At 62.4% G+C, this 16,098-nt stretch carries 12 protein-coding genes; 4 read left to right on the top strand and 8 right to left on the bottom strand.

Features of this window, described 5'->3' with window-relative positions; translation table 11 throughout:
• Window positions 1-4: 4 nt before the first annotated feature.
• On the bottom strand, window positions 5-1,054 hold the full coding sequence (locus AC3IT6_RS18120) for a substrate-binding domain-containing protein (protein WP_489351677.1): 1,050 nt from the start codon (window positions 1,052-1,054) through the stop codon (window positions 5-7).
• 181 nt (window positions 1,055-1,235) lie between these two features.
• Here AC3IT6_RS18120 and AC3IT6_RS18115 point away from each other — a divergent pair, with 181 nt between their 5' ends.
• From AC3IT6_RS18115 to AC3IT6_RS18100, 4 genes are read left to right on the top strand one after another with little or no spacing between them, the layout of a single operon-like run.
• Window positions 1,236-2,348, top strand: a complete 1,113-nt coding sequence (locus tag AC3IT6_RS18115; protein WP_489351675.1) for a fatty acid desaturase family protein — start codon at window positions 1,236-1,238, stop codon at window positions 2,346-2,348.
• A 36-nt stretch (window positions 2,349-2,384) separates the two neighbouring features.
• Complete coding sequence (locus tag AC3IT6_RS18110) at window positions 2,385-2,705, top strand: MocE family 2Fe-2S type ferredoxin (RefSeq protein ID WP_007991153.1); 321 nt, start codon at window positions 2,385-2,387, stop codon at window positions 2,703-2,705.
• An 18-nt stretch (window positions 2,706-2,723) separates the two neighbouring features.
• Entirely contained in the window at window positions 2,724-3,965 is a 1,242-nt protein-coding gene (locus tag AC3IT6_RS18105) for an NAD(P)/FAD-dependent oxidoreductase (protein WP_489351673.1), read from the top strand.
• A 1-nt stretch (window position 3,966) separates the two neighbouring features.
• Window positions 3,967-4,806: a sugar phosphate isomerase/epimerase gene (locus AC3IT6_RS18100; protein ID WP_489351671.1), complete on the top strand. Its 840-nt coding sequence runs from the start codon at window positions 3,967-3,969 to the stop codon at window positions 4,804-4,806.
• On the opposite strand, the gene AC3IT6_RS18095 is transcribed toward AC3IT6_RS18100, so the two are convergent.
• Genes AC3IT6_RS18095 through bcsB form a run of 7 tightly spaced genes read right to left on the bottom strand, consistent with a single transcriptional unit; the run spans window position 4,803 to window position 16,088 of the window.
• The gene (locus tag AC3IT6_RS18095) at window positions 4,803-5,957 is read right to left on the bottom strand and encodes an alginate O-acetyltransferase AlgX-related protein (RefSeq protein WP_489351669.1); all 1,155 of its coding nucleotides are present in this window, start codon (window positions 5,955-5,957) and stop codon (window positions 4,803-4,805) included. The two genes, AC3IT6_RS18100 and AC3IT6_RS18095, sit on opposite strands and share 4 nt — an antisense overlap.
• Window positions 5,957-7,366, bottom strand: a complete 1,410-nt coding sequence (locus tag AC3IT6_RS18090) for an MBOAT family O-acyltransferase (protein ID WP_489351667.1) — start codon at window positions 7,364-7,366, stop codon at window positions 5,957-5,959. The genes AC3IT6_RS18095 and AC3IT6_RS18090 overlap by 1 nt, the downstream gene beginning before the upstream one ends.
• Window positions 7,367-7,384: 18 nt before the next feature.
• Window positions 7,385-8,059 carry an alginate O-acetyltransferase AlgF gene (locus tag AC3IT6_RS18085; protein ID WP_489351665.1) on the bottom strand — a complete coding sequence of 225 codons (675 nt, stop codon included), beginning with the start codon at window positions 8,057-8,059 and terminating at the stop codon, window positions 7,385-7,387.
• Entirely contained in the window at window positions 8,056-8,724 is a 669-nt protein-coding gene (locus AC3IT6_RS18080) for an SGNH/GDSL hydrolase family protein (protein WP_223448574.1), read from the bottom strand. The genes AC3IT6_RS18085 and AC3IT6_RS18080 overlap by 4 nt, the downstream gene beginning before the upstream one ends.
• Before the next feature lie 17 nt (window positions 8,725-8,741).
• A complete protein-coding gene (locus AC3IT6_RS18075; RefSeq protein WP_489351663.1) occupies window positions 8,742-12,605 on the bottom strand; it encodes a cellulose synthase subunit BcsC-related outer membrane protein in 3,864 nt (1,287 codons plus the stop codon).
• Window positions 12,581-13,807: a cellulose synthase complex periplasmic endoglucanase BcsZ gene (gene bcsZ, locus AC3IT6_RS18070; RefSeq protein ID WP_489351661.1), complete on the bottom strand. Its 1,227-nt coding sequence runs from the start codon at window positions 13,805-13,807 to the stop codon at window positions 12,581-12,583. Before bcsZ ends, AC3IT6_RS18075 begins: the two co-directional genes overlap by 25 nt.
• 22 nt (window positions 13,808-13,829) lie before the next feature.
• Window positions 13,830-16,088, bottom strand: a complete 2,259-nt coding sequence (gene bcsB, locus AC3IT6_RS18065; RefSeq protein ID WP_489351659.1) for a cellulose biosynthesis cyclic di-GMP-binding regulatory protein BcsB — start codon at window positions 16,086-16,088, stop codon at window positions 13,830-13,832.
• Between the last annotated feature and the right edge of the window lie 10 nt (window positions 16,089-16,098).

Here is a 16,098-nt window from a genome sequence, read left to right as displayed (position 1 = left end):
AGGTTCAGCCTCGAGCGTTCTCGCAAGTCATGATCTGCAGTGGAATATGAATTCGATGCCGGACAGGATCGAAGTCCGGTGTGGTTTGCAGTTCGATCAGCAAGTCGACCAGCGCTGCCGCCAGCAATCGCGGCTGGGAGTCGATGACCAGGTTGATCAATCCCTGGGCCAGGGCTTGGCGCGACAGCTCGGTCGATTCCTGAAGAATGCTGCACAACGACGGCTGCTTTGGTAGCTGCGACAGGGCACTGATGATGCCGTCGCCGCCACCGCCGACCACGCACAAACCCCGCAAGTCGTCATGTCGCGCCAGCAGTTCCAGAGTGGCCTCTTCGGTGACGTCACAGTTATCCAGGTTGATCACCGCTTTGAGTAGCTGCAACCCCGGTGCGTGTTCCGTCAGATAACTGCGCAACCCCTCCACCCGCGCCTGATGGCCGAGAAAACGGTGACCGCCCAGCAGTACCCCGACGCTACCTTTGTGGGCACCGCAGGTATGGGCCAGCAGCCAGCCCATGGTGCGTCCGACTACATGATTATCCTGACCGACGTAAGGCTCATTCGCCGCCTCGTGGATGTCGGACAGCAGTGCGATCACTGGCACGCCCGCGGCCCTGATCTGAGCGATGGCGGCATTGATCAACGGGTGAGCGAAGCTGACCACCGCCAGGCCATCGCACTGCACTGCCAGTTGTTCGATCTGGGCAATGATGGCGCTGGGTGAGCGATCGAAGACGTACTCGAACTGGCAGCTGAGGTTGGCGCCGGCCTGACGCTGTGCCGCCTCGGTGATGGCGGCGGCAACGTTGGCATAGAACGCCTGGGCGGTGCCGAGCAGCAGGATGCCGAAACGATAGCTGGGGCGCCGTTCGCGGATCCGCTGGCCGATCAGCCTGGCCGCGAAATAACCAACCGCCTCGGCGGCCTGGAACACCTGCTCGGCGGTAGCCGGGTTCACCGGAGCCCTGGCATTGAGCACCCGGTCCACGGTGGCGACACTCAAACCGGCACGCTCGGCGACAGTGGCGATGGTTGGGCGTTTAGTGTTGTTCATGGTGAGCCCCCGGGCGCTTTGATAGAAAACTATCAAGCTGCAATGGGCCTGGATGATAGCTTGATAGGGAATGTATTCAAGGGCTTGAGGGTAATCTTTGTGCTCTCTATCTTTTCGTAAGCGATGTGATCCCGCATCGAAGCAAGTGCCTTAAACCATCAAGCTTGCGGAGAACAATAAAATGCCTGAACAACACGCAGCATCTGAAAACTCCGGTAAACCCGTGCCTCGGGATTATCGGTTGACGGGTCCCGAAGCCGCTAAAGCAGCGCAAAAAGGCCTGGTCTCGGCTAACTGGTATCAATCACCCATTCCCCGTAAACGCATGAAGGAACTGATGCAGCGCCGCGATGGCCCGGCCCTGCGCGATACCGCGATCTGGCTGCTGGCGATGGTCGTCACCGGGTTCGGTGGTTACTGGTTCTGGGGCTCCTGGGCGTGCATTCCGTTCTTCTTCGCCTATGGGCTGCTCTACGGCACGGCGTCCAATGCACGTTGGCACGAAACCGGTCACGGAACGGCATTCAAAACCCGCTGGATGAATGATGCGGTCTACCAGTTGTCGAGCTTCATGTTCATGTTCGAGCCCCATGTCTGGCGCTGGAGCCACGCCCGGCACCACACCGACACCATCATCGTCGGGCGTGACCCGGAGATCGTCGAGCCGCGCCCGCCAAGTCTGATCATGATGGTGCTGAGCCTGTTCAGGATGCCTTATGCAATCAAGACGATGTGGTCGGTCTGCCGGCATGCCACCGGGCGAATGGCTGAAGAAGAGCAGACCTTCATCCCCGAGTCCGAGTGGCCCAAGGTCTTTACGGCGGCGCGCATCTGGCTGGTGATTTATGGGCTGACCCTGGCGGCTGCGCTGTATCTGCAGAGCTGGTTGCCGCTGATGTTTATCGGTTTGCCGACCCTGTACGGCGGTTGGCTGTCCTACCTGTTCGGCCTGACGCAGCATGTCGGCCTGGCCGAGGATGTGCTCGATCATCGCAGCAACTGCCGGACCATTTACATGAACCCGCTGCTGCGCTTTCTGTACCTCGACATGAATTATCACCTCGAGCATCACATGTACCCGATGGTGCCGTTTCATGCGCTGGCGCAGCTTCACGAAGAAATTCGTCACGACTGCCCGCCGCCGTACGCCAGCCTTTTCGAGGCCTTCCGGGAAATCCTCCCGACTATCTGGAAGCAGCGCAAAGACCCGACCCATTATGTCCGTCGCCCTTTGCCACAACGCGCAGCGCCGGCCGCCACCGCTCAGGTAGTGCCTGAAGCAACGCCGGTCTGACACCTTCCTGGCTGTACCACTACAAGAGAAAACGCCATGACCGATCAATGGATCGATGTCTGTGCCGTGGGCGAAATAAATGAAGAAGATGTCATTCGTTTCGACCATGGCCCGCACACTTATGCCGTCTACCGCTCCGCAGACGACGAGTTCTTCGCCACCGCAGGCTTGTGCACCCACGAGTCCATCCACCTCGCGGACGGCCTGGTGATGGAACATGTCATCGAGTGCCCCAAGCACAACGGACGTTTCGACTACCGCTCCGGCAAAGCCCTGGGTGCGCCGGTGTGCGTCAACCTCAAGACCTATCCGGTCCGGGTCGAGGCGGGGCGTGTCTTGCTCGCCATTTCGGTATAACTGCTCGGAGTCTGTGCCATGAATCCTGCCAATGCTCCACTGGTTATCGTTGGCGCCGGGCATGCCGGTGGCCGCGCGGCCTTGACCCTGCGGGCCGAAGGTTATCGCGGTCGCCTGATCCTGATCGGCGACGAATCCCACCCGCCCTACGAACGTCCGCCGCTGTCCAAAGGGCTGTTACAGGGGACGGTTGAACTGGCGGGTTGCAGTCTGTGCGATAGCGCTCAACTCGCTGCACTGGACATCGAACACCTGGCCGGTAACCCGGTGAAAAACCTCGATCCGCAGCAGCATCGATTGCAGTTGGCCGACGGCAGTTGGTTGCATTACGCCCGTCTGTTGCTCGCGACCGGGGGCAGGGCGCGGCTGTTGCCCTCGGTGCCCGGGCATCTGTCCAACGTACTTTATCTGCGGAACCATGACGAGGCGGTCGCACTGCGCGATTCGCTGCGGCCAGGCGCCCGATTGGTGATCATCGGCGGTGGCTTTATCGGCCTCGAAGTCGCCGCCACCGCCCGTGCCCTGGGTTGCACAGTGACCTTGCTCGAAGCCGGGCCGCGCCTGGCGGGCCGCGTCCTGCCGGAGCGATTGTCCAGTGTCCTGCTGGAATTGCATCGCCGCCAGGGCGTGGATGTCCGGCTGAACGTGGCGATTGAAACGGTGCAGGGCTCCACCCACGCTGAAGCGGTGCAATTGGTCGACGGCCAGTTGTTGCCCTGTGACCTGGTCGTGGTGGGCATCGGTATGCAACCCAACACTGAGTTGGCCATGGCCGCCGGGTTGGAGGTTGGTCAGGGCATTCGCGTCGATGCGCAGCTGCGTACCAGTGCGCCGGATATCTTTGCGGCAGGCGACGTCTGTGAGTTTCGTCTGCACCCGCAAGGGGTTTTCCAGCGTCAGGAAACCTGGCGCAACGCCGAAACCCAAGGCCGTCACGCCGCTCTGAACCTGCTGGGGGGCGAGCAGCCCTTCGACGTCATTCCCGGCTTTTGGTCCGATCAATACGACTGGGGGCTGCAAACCGTGGGCGTCATCGCCAACACCGAACCGACGGCGAGCCGGACAATCCCGGGCGGTGGTTTCCTGTTGTTCTACCTCGATGCCGAACAACGTCTGCTAGGGGCTTGCGGCTGGGGCCAGGGAAATAGCGTCGCCAAGGACATCAAGTTGTGCGAACGGCTGATCGCCAACCATAACCCCCTCTCGGTGGTCGCTTTAGCCGATGCCGATGTATCGCTCAAACAATTGTCGAGGAACTGACATGCGCGAATTCCTGGTGTTTCAGTCCTTGTGGGCCATGCAAGATCACCGTGGCCAATGCGACCTTTCCATTGAAGCGCAACTGGAGAAAATCGCCGCCGCCGGTTTCGACGGCATCACCGACCATTTCTGGAAGGCGCCACAGGCTGCACGCCTGAGCGCCGCCGCCAAGGCGCAAGGCCTGCAAATCGAAGGTCAACTGTTCCCCCGGACCGTGGATGATCTGGCAGTCGCGCTCGATGTCGTTTCCCGCTACGGCTGCCACCACCTCACGTTGCAGGCCGACGTCCGGCCGCGCACGCTGGCGCAAGCCATCGAACTGATCGAAGGCTGGCAGCGTCTGGCCGAGCAGGTGGACTTTCCGATCCTGCTGGAAACCCACCGTTATCGTCTCACCAGCGACCTGTTGTTCACCCTCGACATTCTCGCGCAAATGCCCCATCTCAAACTGTTGGCCGACCTGTCCCACTACGTCGTGGGCCGGGAATTGCCTGAGTCGGCTACCGCTGAAGACGACGAACAGATCCATACCATCCTGCGCCACAGTTGGGGCTTTCACGGTCGGGTCGCCAACGGCGAACAGGTTCAGGTGCCCTTGAGTTTTGCCCAGCATCGACCCTGGCTGGACCGATTCCTGGGCTGGTGGCGCTACGGGATCGAGGATTGGCTGGCCCGCCCGAATACACCCGCCAGCCTGTCCTTCACCTGCGAACTCGGCCCGCCACCCTATGCGATGACGGGGGCTGATGGGCGTGACATCACGGATCGCTGGGAGGAGGCGTTGATGTTGAAGGCGCTGATCCGTGGGGTTTGGAGCGACTGCCGGATGCGATTGCCTTAGCGCAATGAGCGATAGGCAATGGGGTCGATGTAAGCCGACTGCAGGTCCCGCTCCGGGATCTCCCAGATGATTTGCCTTGGCGGCGTTTCCTTGAAGGCCGGGTTGTTGAGGTAGCTGTTTGCAGCGCCAGAGAACGCGCCGCCGTCTTTGGCGAAGTTACCTACGGGGGCGCCCAGTGCCTGCTGCAGAAACCCTGCGAAGTTGGAGTTGCGTGAGAATGAAGTGCCGATGAGCGCGGTGTCGGGGAGGTCGGCATCGCCAAAGAGGTCTGCCTCGGTGTCAGGGTTGGCGGATGACGCAACGGGAAGTTCGTCGGTGCTGGTCTGGGCGACCATTTCGGCTGCGGGTTGCCATTTGAGCGGCAGCCAGTCGATGCCCGCCAGATGGACCAGATCGCCAGGTCGCACCGCGAGCGGGGCATGACTTTCGTTGAACGACCTGCGTGGCATTGCGCTGATGCCCTGGGTCTTCAGTCGCTGCGCGATAGCCTCGGCCGCCGTCTTCGCGCCGGATTCGCTCCAGTGCGTATCGGTGCGCAACCAGGCACTGGCCCCCAGTGGCGTCAGCGCACCGGTGAGGTCCAGGTTCGACACGCCACCCGCATCCAGCTTCGAGGTCCAGACCTGGATGCGCCCTTCGTGAGCGGCTGGGCGGTGCAGTGCGCAAAGCTGCCCGGAAGCGATGCGGCTCTTGTCTGGAACGATGACCACCAGCAGGCTGATGTCACGCTGGGAGAGCTGCTGCTTCAGATCAATCACTGCCTGGACCTTGGCATCGGCATTACGCTGCGCCTGGTGATTGATCTTGAGTTCATCGGCCAAAAACAGCCAGTCAGGACAACCCGGGCGAACCCTCGGCCCCGTGTCGCGCAGGAGCAGCCAACTGGCACCGCGCTCCAGCTCGGCGAGCGTGGTGGGAAAGTGAGCGTTCGACAGTTCCTTGGCGATCCGATGGGTGATATCGCCGTCAAGAATCTGCGTGGTCAGCACCTTGTCGGGTAGCAGCGAGATCTGCCCTGAAACGATCAGACGGCCAGTGGACAGCAGCCCGACGACCAGGAATATCAACAGCGCCACGCCTGCCAACCGACTGCTGCGTGTCGCCGGATCATCTGGCTGAGTGGGGGGCGGGGTGTGCTTTGGGATCGTCATCAGAATTGGAAGTACAGGAAGGGGACGGTTTCGCGACTGGCGATCAGTGCGAACGACAGCATGAAACCGGCGATGGGCCAAAGGGCGGCGGCGTAGAGCAAAATGCCGCCCAGTCGTTTCTCACAGTAAGGGCGCAGCAGCGGTGCGACGACACCGAACACACCCAGCAAACCCGCAATGCCGTGCACCGGGCGCAGGGTCGTGGACAGTTCGTCACCGAGGGCGATGCCCTGCAGCCCGAACTGTCCGGCATACAGGCTCAGCGCGCTAGGTAAGTCGGGGGCGCGGAACAGTGTCCAGGCCAGGCACACAAACAGCAGAGTCAGGCCATGGGACAGCACCGGCGGTACAGCGGGCAGGGTGGAGCGGTTCCAGGCACGATCAACGCATAACGCGAGGCCATGGGCACAGCCCCACAGCAGATAGTTCCAGCTATCGCCACCGTGCCAGAGGCCGGCAATGGCCATGATCAGGAACAGGTTGCGGTAGGTTTTCCAGGTGCCGTTGCGATTGCCGCCCAACGAAATATACAGATAGTCGCGTAACCAACTGGACAGCGACAGATGCCAGCGGCGCCAGAAGTCCTGGATGCTGTTGGCCAGATAAGGACGGTCGAAGTTCTCGGGAAAGTGAAAGCCCAGCATCAGGCCCAGTCCAATGGCCATGGCGCTGTAGCCGGCGAAGTCGAAGAACAGTTGCAAGGAATAGGCAAGGCAGCCGATCCAGGCGTCAGAGAAGCTGGGGTTCTGTACATTGAACGCAACGTCGACCACCGGCGACAGGGTGTCGGCCACCAGGACCTTCATGCACATCCCGACCATGAACCGGCGTGCGCCCAGCGAGAAATTCTGCCGGTTGAAGTAACGCTGATTCAGCTCGCGCCGAACCCAGTCATAGCGAATGATGGGGCCGGCGACCGAATGGCCGAACATCGAAATATAGGTGGCGTAGTTAATGAAGCTGCGTTCAACCGGCACGGTACGGCGATGCACATCCACCAGATAGGAAATCGCCTGCAAGACGATAAACGACAGCCCGGCCGGCATGACGACCCGCTGCCAGTCCGGGGGCATGGCGCCGTACCCGGTGACGGCATCGATCAAGGTACCGGCGACGATGTTGGCGTACTTGTACCAGCACAGCACCGAGGTATTGAGCACGATCAGCGTCGCGAGTAGCCGCACGCGGCCCTTGCCTTCTTCCCGCAGGGCGTCAATCAGCAAGCCGCCGACCCACGCCATGATCGTCAGCACCACATGCACCGCGAGGAACCGTGGGCTCAACCAGCCATAGAACAGCCAGCTGCCGATCAGTAGCGTGATGTTGCGCCAGGCCGCCGGGCACAGTGCATAGGCACACAGGAACAGCGGCAGGAACAACGTCAGAAACTCGAGAGAGGCAAAAACCATGGTGGTGGCGCGATCCGATCAGTGAGCCAGGACGTCAGTCGCGAGCAGCAGGTATGGGCCATTTGCGCCAGGTAGCAGCACAACGCTGTAGCGTTCGCCGGCCTTGAGCCGACCCAGGTCAAGCGGCGCACCGACGTTGGTTTGGGCGCAGACCAATTGCACCGACAGGCTGACCGGGTTGATCGCTCGGCGTTGTACGCTGCCGTCGGCCACCTCCTTGAACAGGTCGGCGTTCTTCCCCGCAGCGCGCAAACCGGCCTGGGTGCACGCTGGATCGGCGCTGATAAACGCCAGCGAGGCTCTCAGGCTATTGAAGTCGTCGGGTTGCTCACGGATGACGACCTGGCGGATACCTTGAGCGCTGTCTGGCAAAGCGATAACGCTGGCGAACTCGCCGGCTGCCACCTGGATATCCAGCGGCTGGCTTTTGCCGTTGAGTTCCAGGGTGCCCTTGATCGGCTGGTTGGCGGGCACGGGCAGGTAGTCGGACACGGCATTCGAACCCTCGAGCCTGAGGCTTGCCTGCGAGCCTTCGGCCAGCAGTTGCAGGGGGCGGTCGGCGGCGTTGATAAAGCGCAGGAAGGCCGAGTCCTGATCCGGGCCCGTCGGGTACAGGGCAATGTCGGCGGCCTGGGCGTGCAGGCTCAGCATCAAGGGCGCGAACAGCGCCCAGCCACATGCGGATCGGGTCATTTGCCGGCTCCTGTGCTGCTGACGGTGTCGGCGGGCAGTTTGGCCAGCGCACCTCCAATCGCATTGCCCCAGGATTGATAACCGGCGACGGTGAAGTGCTGCCCATCGGTGGTGATCCACTGTCCGGGTTTGGAGAGCGTCAGCGAATCGATGTAGGTGCAAGGCGCCACGTTCGCGGCCAGAAACTGCGACATCAATTGGGTGCGGGCATCATTCTTCTGGTACATGCCACCGGCTTTGCCCCAGGCCGGGCCCACCCAGGCGCAACGGGTTCCGGTGGCGGCGATGGCCTTGGCCAGGCTGGTGACGCTTTGCCATGCCCAGGCCTTTGGAAACACCGGCTTGTCGTAGGACGCCATGGTGTCGCCGATGACCAGTACCACCAGGTCGGGCTTGTCGGCGGCGATCAGGTCCTGGATCGGTGTGGTGGTTGCCTCGCGCCCCTTGATCACGATCTTGTCGTTGCCTTTGCGCTCGGCACCGCAGTCGACCTTCTTGCTGATCAACCAATCACCGGCGCTGGCGCCGCAGGCACCGATGGAGTGGACCTGGGCGCCTTGGCGAGTCAGGTTGTCGTGCAGCGGCTCCAGCAAATGGTCCGCGAGGCTCATATGGCTCTCCCCAAGGACAAGGAGAGTCAGACCGGCAAGGGCAGAAGTGGGCATCGAAAACTCCAGAATGATCAGTTGGAATAAGGCGAGGTGTACGGGCTGACCGGCAGGCTCATGGGGCCGCTGATCTCCTCGAACTGGTAGCGCAAGGACAGGGCACCGCTGAGTTGTTCGTAGTCGCGGGCGTTGTCCAGGCCCAGATTGGCGCCCAGCAGGAAGTTCGAAGCGACCTTGTATTCAGCCGCCGCGGCGACGCTGTAGCCGATCCCGGTTTTGTTTTGCCCTTCGTAGCGCAAGCCCGAGGCCGCTTGCATGGCTTTGTCGTTGGGGAAATAGTCGACGCTGTCCTGCTCGAAATGCTGCACGCCGACCGAGCCCTTGACTTGATACGTCAAGCGCCCGGTGCGTTGTGCCCAGGTCACCGGCACGCCCAGGGCGAAGAACGTCTGCGGGCTGAAATAGCCGCCGTGACCGTAGGTGAAAAAGTCCTGGTTGTTGGCGTAGCTGATGCCGGTCATGCTCAAGCCGACGGTCAGTTTGCTGTCCGTTGCATTTTGCAGGTACCAGTACACACCGCTGCCCAGCTCACTGCGGTTGTTGGACTCGACATGGTTGCCCAATAGCTGGTGCCAGGAGGCGTAGCCATAGGCGCCGACTTCGTTGTCGTCATAGCTCAACTGGCCACGCCCGCCGTTGGCGGTCACACCGCCCCAGGACTGCCCGCTGCGTTTGTCCGTGGTGCCGGCAAACGAGGTGACGCTGTCAGTCACCGGACGCCGGGAAACGCTCACGCCGTAACGGACATTAGAGGTGTCGCTCACGGGGCGATCAACGCTGATGCCGCCCGTGGCGGTGGTGTATTTGAAGCCGAGCGGGGTGGTGCCGAGATCGGCTTTGAGCCCATCGGCGGGCCGTTGAAGGCCGACGGAAAGGCCGACACCCTCGGTTTTTTGCGAACCGGCGCTGCCGCCCTGCGCACCGTTGCCAAAGCGCGACAGCGCCTCGCTATTGGCACTGCCGGCGTTCAGCGAGACCGGCGTCACGCGCAGGGCGATGCGGCTTTCATCCAGCGGAATATTGATTTCCAGCGGAGTTTCAATGTCGGTCAGTTTGCTCAACCCCGACTCACTGTTGTTGCTGCGAATGCTCACGCCCTGGGTGACGTAGGCACTGCGCTCCTGAAGGATTTTATTCAGCGCCAGTTGCGCGGGGCTGATGTCCTCGCTCACCAGTGCTGCGCGCGGCAACTGCGACTCGAATGGATTGCTCGCCTGCTGCGGCCGTGGCGGGGCGTCGATGCCAAAAGGGGGGCGGGACGTCACACTGCCCGGCATCTCCTGAACCGGTGGCGGGATGGCTGCCAGCAAGGTGTCGCGACTGACTTCGCTACGTGAACCCGACACCCCGGCAAAAGGGTTGGGCGCCACCGTCGAGCCGGCCAGTTGGCCGCCCTGGTTTCTGCGTTTCTCGCTCTGTTCGATGGCCACGGCTTTGCGCAGCAGATCGGTCGCCGTGCCGGACTTGCCCATGTTCTGGTAGAGGCGTGCGGCCTCGGTCAGCGTTTGAGGGTTACCGGATTCGGTCTTGAGCAGCTGTTGCAGCGCCTGTTCGGCAAAGGCCGGGTCATGTGCCAGCACCGCCGCGTCGGCAGCACCCAACAGCAGTTGCGGGTCGTTTGGCTGGCGCTGTAACAGCGGTTTGTAGAGTTCGAGGGCTTTTGCCGTGTCGCCGTTGGCCGAGTACATCCGCGCCAGGGCCGCGACGGCCGCGCTGTCACCGGGACGTTGCGCCAGTGCGGGCGCCAGCGTGTCATAGGCGTTGGCCAGATCGCCGCGCTCACGCAGCTGGTCAGCCTGGCGGATGCGATAGAGATAGAGCAGGTCGTCGAAGCGCTTGCGAGCCGGCGCGTTCAAGGGCCTGTTCTGCAGGTCGCGCAGAATCTCGTTGACCTGTGCGTCTTCTCCGGTTTTAAGCAGGACCGCGGCGTATTGCAGGATGAAGTCCGCCGAGGGCGCTGTGGTCTGTTGCAACCGGCTGCGCATGAGGGCCAGTGCACGGGTCGGCTCGCCGAGGTCGACATAGGCCGAGGCCAGGCTCGCCGTGCGGTCTGGACTGTTGTTGGTCATCGGCTGAATGCGCTCGAGCAAGGCCAGGGCTTCCTGGCGCTGTCCGCGCTTGCCGAGTTCGATCGCCTGGCTGAGTTGCAGGTTGAGGCTGACATCAGCGGCCAGCGCTTCCATGTCCGCTGTGCGCTGGTCGGGGCGCAAGCGTGCCAAGGTTGTCTGGGCAGCTTTCCACTCACCCATCTGGACCGACAGCAAGGCACTGACGTAAAGCGCATCGGCATTGGCGGGATGGGCCTGGAGCATGGCGTTGATCAGGTCCCGAGCCTTTTGCGGTTCGCCCATCGCCAGGTTCAGGCGGGCCAGGGCGAAACGCGTCCAGATGTTGTCCGGTTCGTAGCGCAGCGCGTCTTGCAAGGCGTTGCGCGCAGCGGGCAGGTCGTTGCGTTGTTCGGCGAGGGCGGCCAGTTGCGTCGCACGCAAGGCTTGCAGGCGTGCGGACTGGCCGATCTTTGCCTGTCCGGTGGCTGGCAGGCTGTTGATCAGTTGCAGGGCTTCATCGTTCTTGCCGCTCTTGAGCAGCGCGTTGACCAGCCCTTCCTGCGCTTGAGGGTCGTCGCGGCGCTGGCTCAGCACCTGGCGATAGTTGCCCTGAGCGTCTTCGAACTGGCCCGCGCTGGCCTGAATGTCCGCCAGGGCGAGGCGAGCGTCCACCCCGTTTGGATTGAGCCGCAGCGCCTGGTTTACCAAGGCCAGTGCCTGGGCTGTCTGGCCTTTGGCCAGGGCGTCGCGGGCCTGCTGCAACGTCGACCAGTAGCGCACTTCGTTCAGCGCAACTTGCCAGTGGCTGCCGTTGTGTTGACGCGTGGCCTGCCCCAGGAGCTTTTCCGCTTCGGCCAGTCGGTGTTGTTGCTGGCGAATAACCCCAAGGCCGCCCAGCGCATCGGCATCGTCGGGCTGGCTTTTCAAGCGCGCTTGAAAGGCTTGTTCGGCGGTGGCCTGATCACCTTCCTTGAGTGCCTTCAGGCCGCGCGCGACTTCGGCGGGCGGCTGCCATTCCTTGTTGGCCGTCGTTGCTGCCTGTTGCTTGCCCTTGGTCATCTGCGCCCGGATTTCCACGTCATCCGGATGCGTCTTGAGGTACGCCTCGAACAACGGCACTTGTGCCGGATCGGGCGGGCCGATCCAGGTCAGCGCCAGGCGCCAGCTTTCGTCGGCATCACCGGCAATGTCGGTACGCTGGGTCAGCGCGGCCAGGGCGCGGATGCCCTCGGCACGGCTGTCTTCATGGCGCACCAGATGCTTGGCGTAAAACAGCGCGACGATCGAGTCGTTGGGCATCTCACGTTGCAGGCGCTGAAGTCCACTGCGTGCTTCAGTCCAGTCAGCCTGATTGAAGGCAAGGTTGTTGTAATACTCGCGGCCGATCGTACCTTGAGGTGGACGGCCATCGAACAGCGAGCGAAACACCACGGTCGCCTTGTCACGTTCACCGGCATCGACGAGGCGCCGAGCCTCTTCCAGACGCTGCTGGTTCTGCGGTTGCGCCAGGGCGATGTCCTGCGCCAATTGCAGTGCCTGCCGAGGCGCTGGCTGGATGGCCTGCAAGCGGGCGAGGTATTGCTGCGCCTGTTGGGGCTTGGCCTGTTGCACGCCGATCAAGCCCAGGCCATACAGTGCGTCAACCTGGACCGGGTCCAGCAACAGGACTTTCAGCCAGACTTCCGTAGCGCGCTGAGGGTTGTTGTGCAACTGCCAGTACTGCCCTTGCTCGACGAGTAATGTCTGTGGCGTCGGACTTTGAGCGTGGGCAGCAGCGGCCGTCCATGCGCTCATGACGGCGATGGCTAGCGTGCGGTGGTGCGGGTGCATGCGGTCTCCCAGGAAAGTTTCAGCGTTCCGTCTTCCCGGAATCGATAATGTTTATCTGCCCAGCCGAGTGCGAACAGGCTGAGCATGAAGTTGTAGTAACGCGGCGGACCGGCGTCGACATCAGGCCTGGCCAGTGCCTCGTGCAAGGCGAGTTCCACGCGGCGTCGTTGCTGATCGGCCAACTTGGGTTGCCCCTTGGCCTCAAGGTAGGGAATCAGTGCAGCCCAGAATCCGTAAGGGCTCTGACCCTGGACACTGCCGTGCAGAACCTGGACCGTTTCCGGGGGGGAACCCGTCGCGACAGTGCTGCGGGCCATACCGTCCAGCCGCTTGAGCAGCAGCGCTGCCAGCGGTTCGGAGGTATCACTCATGCCCAGCCAGAGGTACACGCGAATGGCGTCGTAGCTGCCCGTGTCGCCGTTGATCGGGTCGCTCACGAAGGCACCCGATTGTGCTGAAGAGCCTTGATAACCGACCCAGTCAGCGATGAAACCGTGGCGGCTGGATTGGGCAATCATCGTCGCGGTGTTGTTGGCAATCGCTTGCCAGGGCCCGGAGGGTGCTTCCTTGGCCAGGCGCCGTAACAGTGGCAGTGGCAGGTAGCTGGGGTTCAGGCGCCAGAGGGCGCCCGGCTGGACGAAACCTTGTGGTCCGGGCAAGACCATTGGGCCGAGCCCAGGCAGTTTGACCACCAATTGCGCTTCGATCGTCGCCATCAGCTGCAGGGCGTCCCGGTGATAGTCCGGCCGATGCCACAGGCGTGCGGCTTCGAGCAGGGCGTAGGCGATCCACAGGTCGGCGTCGGCGGCCGAATTGGCGTCTTGCAGGCGCCACTGACCGTCCTTGCCTTGCCCCCATAACCAGCCCGGCAGGCGTGTGGCGGTGGTGGAGCCTGCGAGGTTGGCCGAGGTCCAGCGCCAGAGTTTGTCAAAGCGTGGCTGATCGTTGCCGATCAGTGCGAAGAGCATGCCGTAGGACTGCCCTTCAGAGGTGCTGTGATTGTTCTCAAGGCTCGACTCCAGAACCCGGCCGTCGGCCTGGACGAAGCGTGTTGCATAGGTTTGCCACAGTGGCCAGGCCGGCGGCTCGCAGGATTGTGCGGCCGCTATCGCCGGCGCCAGCAGGGCGAGCGCAAGCACAGCGCTCAACCTGCGCGCGTTACCGCGCAGGCCCTGGCGCAGTGAAATACCCCGGCTGCTCATGGACGACACAGGCCTGCGCGGCTCATTGGCCAAGACGACGTTTGGCCCGTAGGCGCAGGGCCAGGTAGGCCATGCAAGCAAGCAGCAGGACCCCGATGAGGGTGAACAGCATGAGCGCCATGACGTTTTGCGAGAGGTACCACTGCAGATAGCGCAACGGACCCAAGCGCCCGACGTAGTAATCCTGCTCGGCGACCAGCGATTCGACATGCTTGCCCCTGACCACCACCAGACTGCCTTGCAGTTCGTTGGCATTTTCCTCGCTGCTGAGCAGGGCGTTGGTCACGTCGGCCAGGCCGCCGGGCCTTGTGCCGGTGATAAACACCACGCTGCGCCCACTCTTGAGCGGCGATTCGAATCCGGTCAGATAAGCACTGCCGTCCTCGGCGCTAAACCTGAAGCTGCTGCGCGCTTCACGCAGATTGGTTTTCGTATCCGGGCTGATCCAGTTGCGCAGACGCAACGGCAGGTCAGACAGTTCAAAGTACTGCGCAGCGTCTTCGCCCCTGGCCGGCAGCAGGCTTTGCCATTGTTCCAGCAGCGGCTGATTGTTGCCCGAGGCGAGCACCAGCAAATCCCGGTCGCGTTGCTCAGCGACCTGGTCGGCGCGGACCACCTTCACGCCGGTAGCCGGATAACCGGTGGAGTCGCCGAAGCGGCCCAGCAGGGTCAGATAGGCGCTCAGATCGGCCGGGCCTGGCTCGTTGGGCAGGATCACCGATGTTTCAGACAGGTCGGCCATGCGGGTGAACGGGAAGCCACTGTCCTTGAACACCCCGAGGTTGGGCATGGCCATGAAATGTTCGTATTGGCTGAGGTCCAGGGTCGAGTCCGGGTCGATCACACCGCGCATGTTGTCGATGATGATGTCGCGGCATTCGCCCTGTTTGATGTAGTCATACATGAAACGAAATTGCAGGCGCGATTGCAGTGCGACTGAATTGAGCGGCAACAGCATGCGCGACGTGCGGGCCAGGCTGTCGTCGGTCTTGAGCATCGACAGCAGGCTGTCGCTGTTGCCGAGTTTCTCGATCGAAGGCAGGTCGATCGACTTGATGAAGGTGTCGTTGAAACTGATCAGCAACGAAGAATTGGTGGAGACCGGTTGCGGCGTATAGCGGTACTTCAGGTCAAGTTGCGCACCGGGCTCACGCCAGTTGAACAGGTCGGGTGGCAAGCGCAGGGCAACCGTCATTTGTCCCGGGTTATAACCCGACACATTGAGTTCTGCGGGCTTCGCCAGCTCACCCAGGCGAACCGGGCGATCGGAGGGCAGCCAGTTTGGCGCGTCGTACGGTTGGCGTGGCTTGAGCGAGTCGATCCGGTCGATCACCACGCTCTGCCCGGAAAAGGCCGAGCCGCCGAGGGCCAGCGCTGTCGCGGCGACTTTGAGGTCGGCGCCATCGCGCCCGGAGACGATCAACAGTTTGCCCTGAGCATCATTCGGGTTGCTCACGAGGGTCAATGTCGGCCCGGTGGCCTCTTTGATCGGCAAACCACTCAAGGTCGTTGACTCGCTGCCGCTGACAAACACCACCGCGTTGCCTTTGGCCGGCAGGCTGGTGAGGCTGGCGGGAAAGGTTGCGCCGCGGTAGCTGGCCAGTGCGCCGAACCAGGAAGACAGGATGCCCGCGGCCTCAAGCTCCGGACCGCTTGGGCGCGTGGCGAACACGAAGGGCAGCTTCAGGGGCAAGGCGTCTCGACGATCGAACAGGGGCAGCGGCAGCGCGGACAGATCGTTGGGCTGTCTGATCGACGACACCTGGAGGCTCAGCTGGCTCTCGTTGCCGATCCTGGCCCACAGGCTGGAGTGCAAAGGGTCTTCACATTGCATCGTGTAGTGACCGATGAACTGCAGGCTGAGCCGGTTGAATTCGGTGATGGTCTGCGGCGGAATCTGCACGGTCCGGGTCTGCAATTTACCGGCATCTTCCTTCGGGAGGGGCAGGCTGGCGGCCACTTGATCGTTGATCAGCACGTTGATTTGCGAAAGATCGGCCAGCAGCGCCGGTGAGTAGCTGTACTGCAGCGTGACCTGCGCAGCCGTGACGACTTCATCGGCGCGCACATCGAAATTCACACTGTCGGTAGCCTCCACGCCTTTAAGGGTCATCGAATAGCTTTTGCCCAGCTCCTTGAGGGTGCGGGTATAGCTGTTACCCGGGGCATCGGTTTCGGGCAACGATGCGACCGGCATCACAGCCGGGTCTGTGGCGCTGATTTGGGCGGCAGCACTCAAGGCACAGCCGCTCCAGCCCATTAGCGAGCAGGCAATCAGCATGAGTGAGCGA

The organism is Pseudomonas sp. KH_017 (assembly GCF_057840285.1).
Note: the sequence above shows the minus strand (reverse complement) of the source record. Positions and strands in the feature narration are given on the sequence as shown.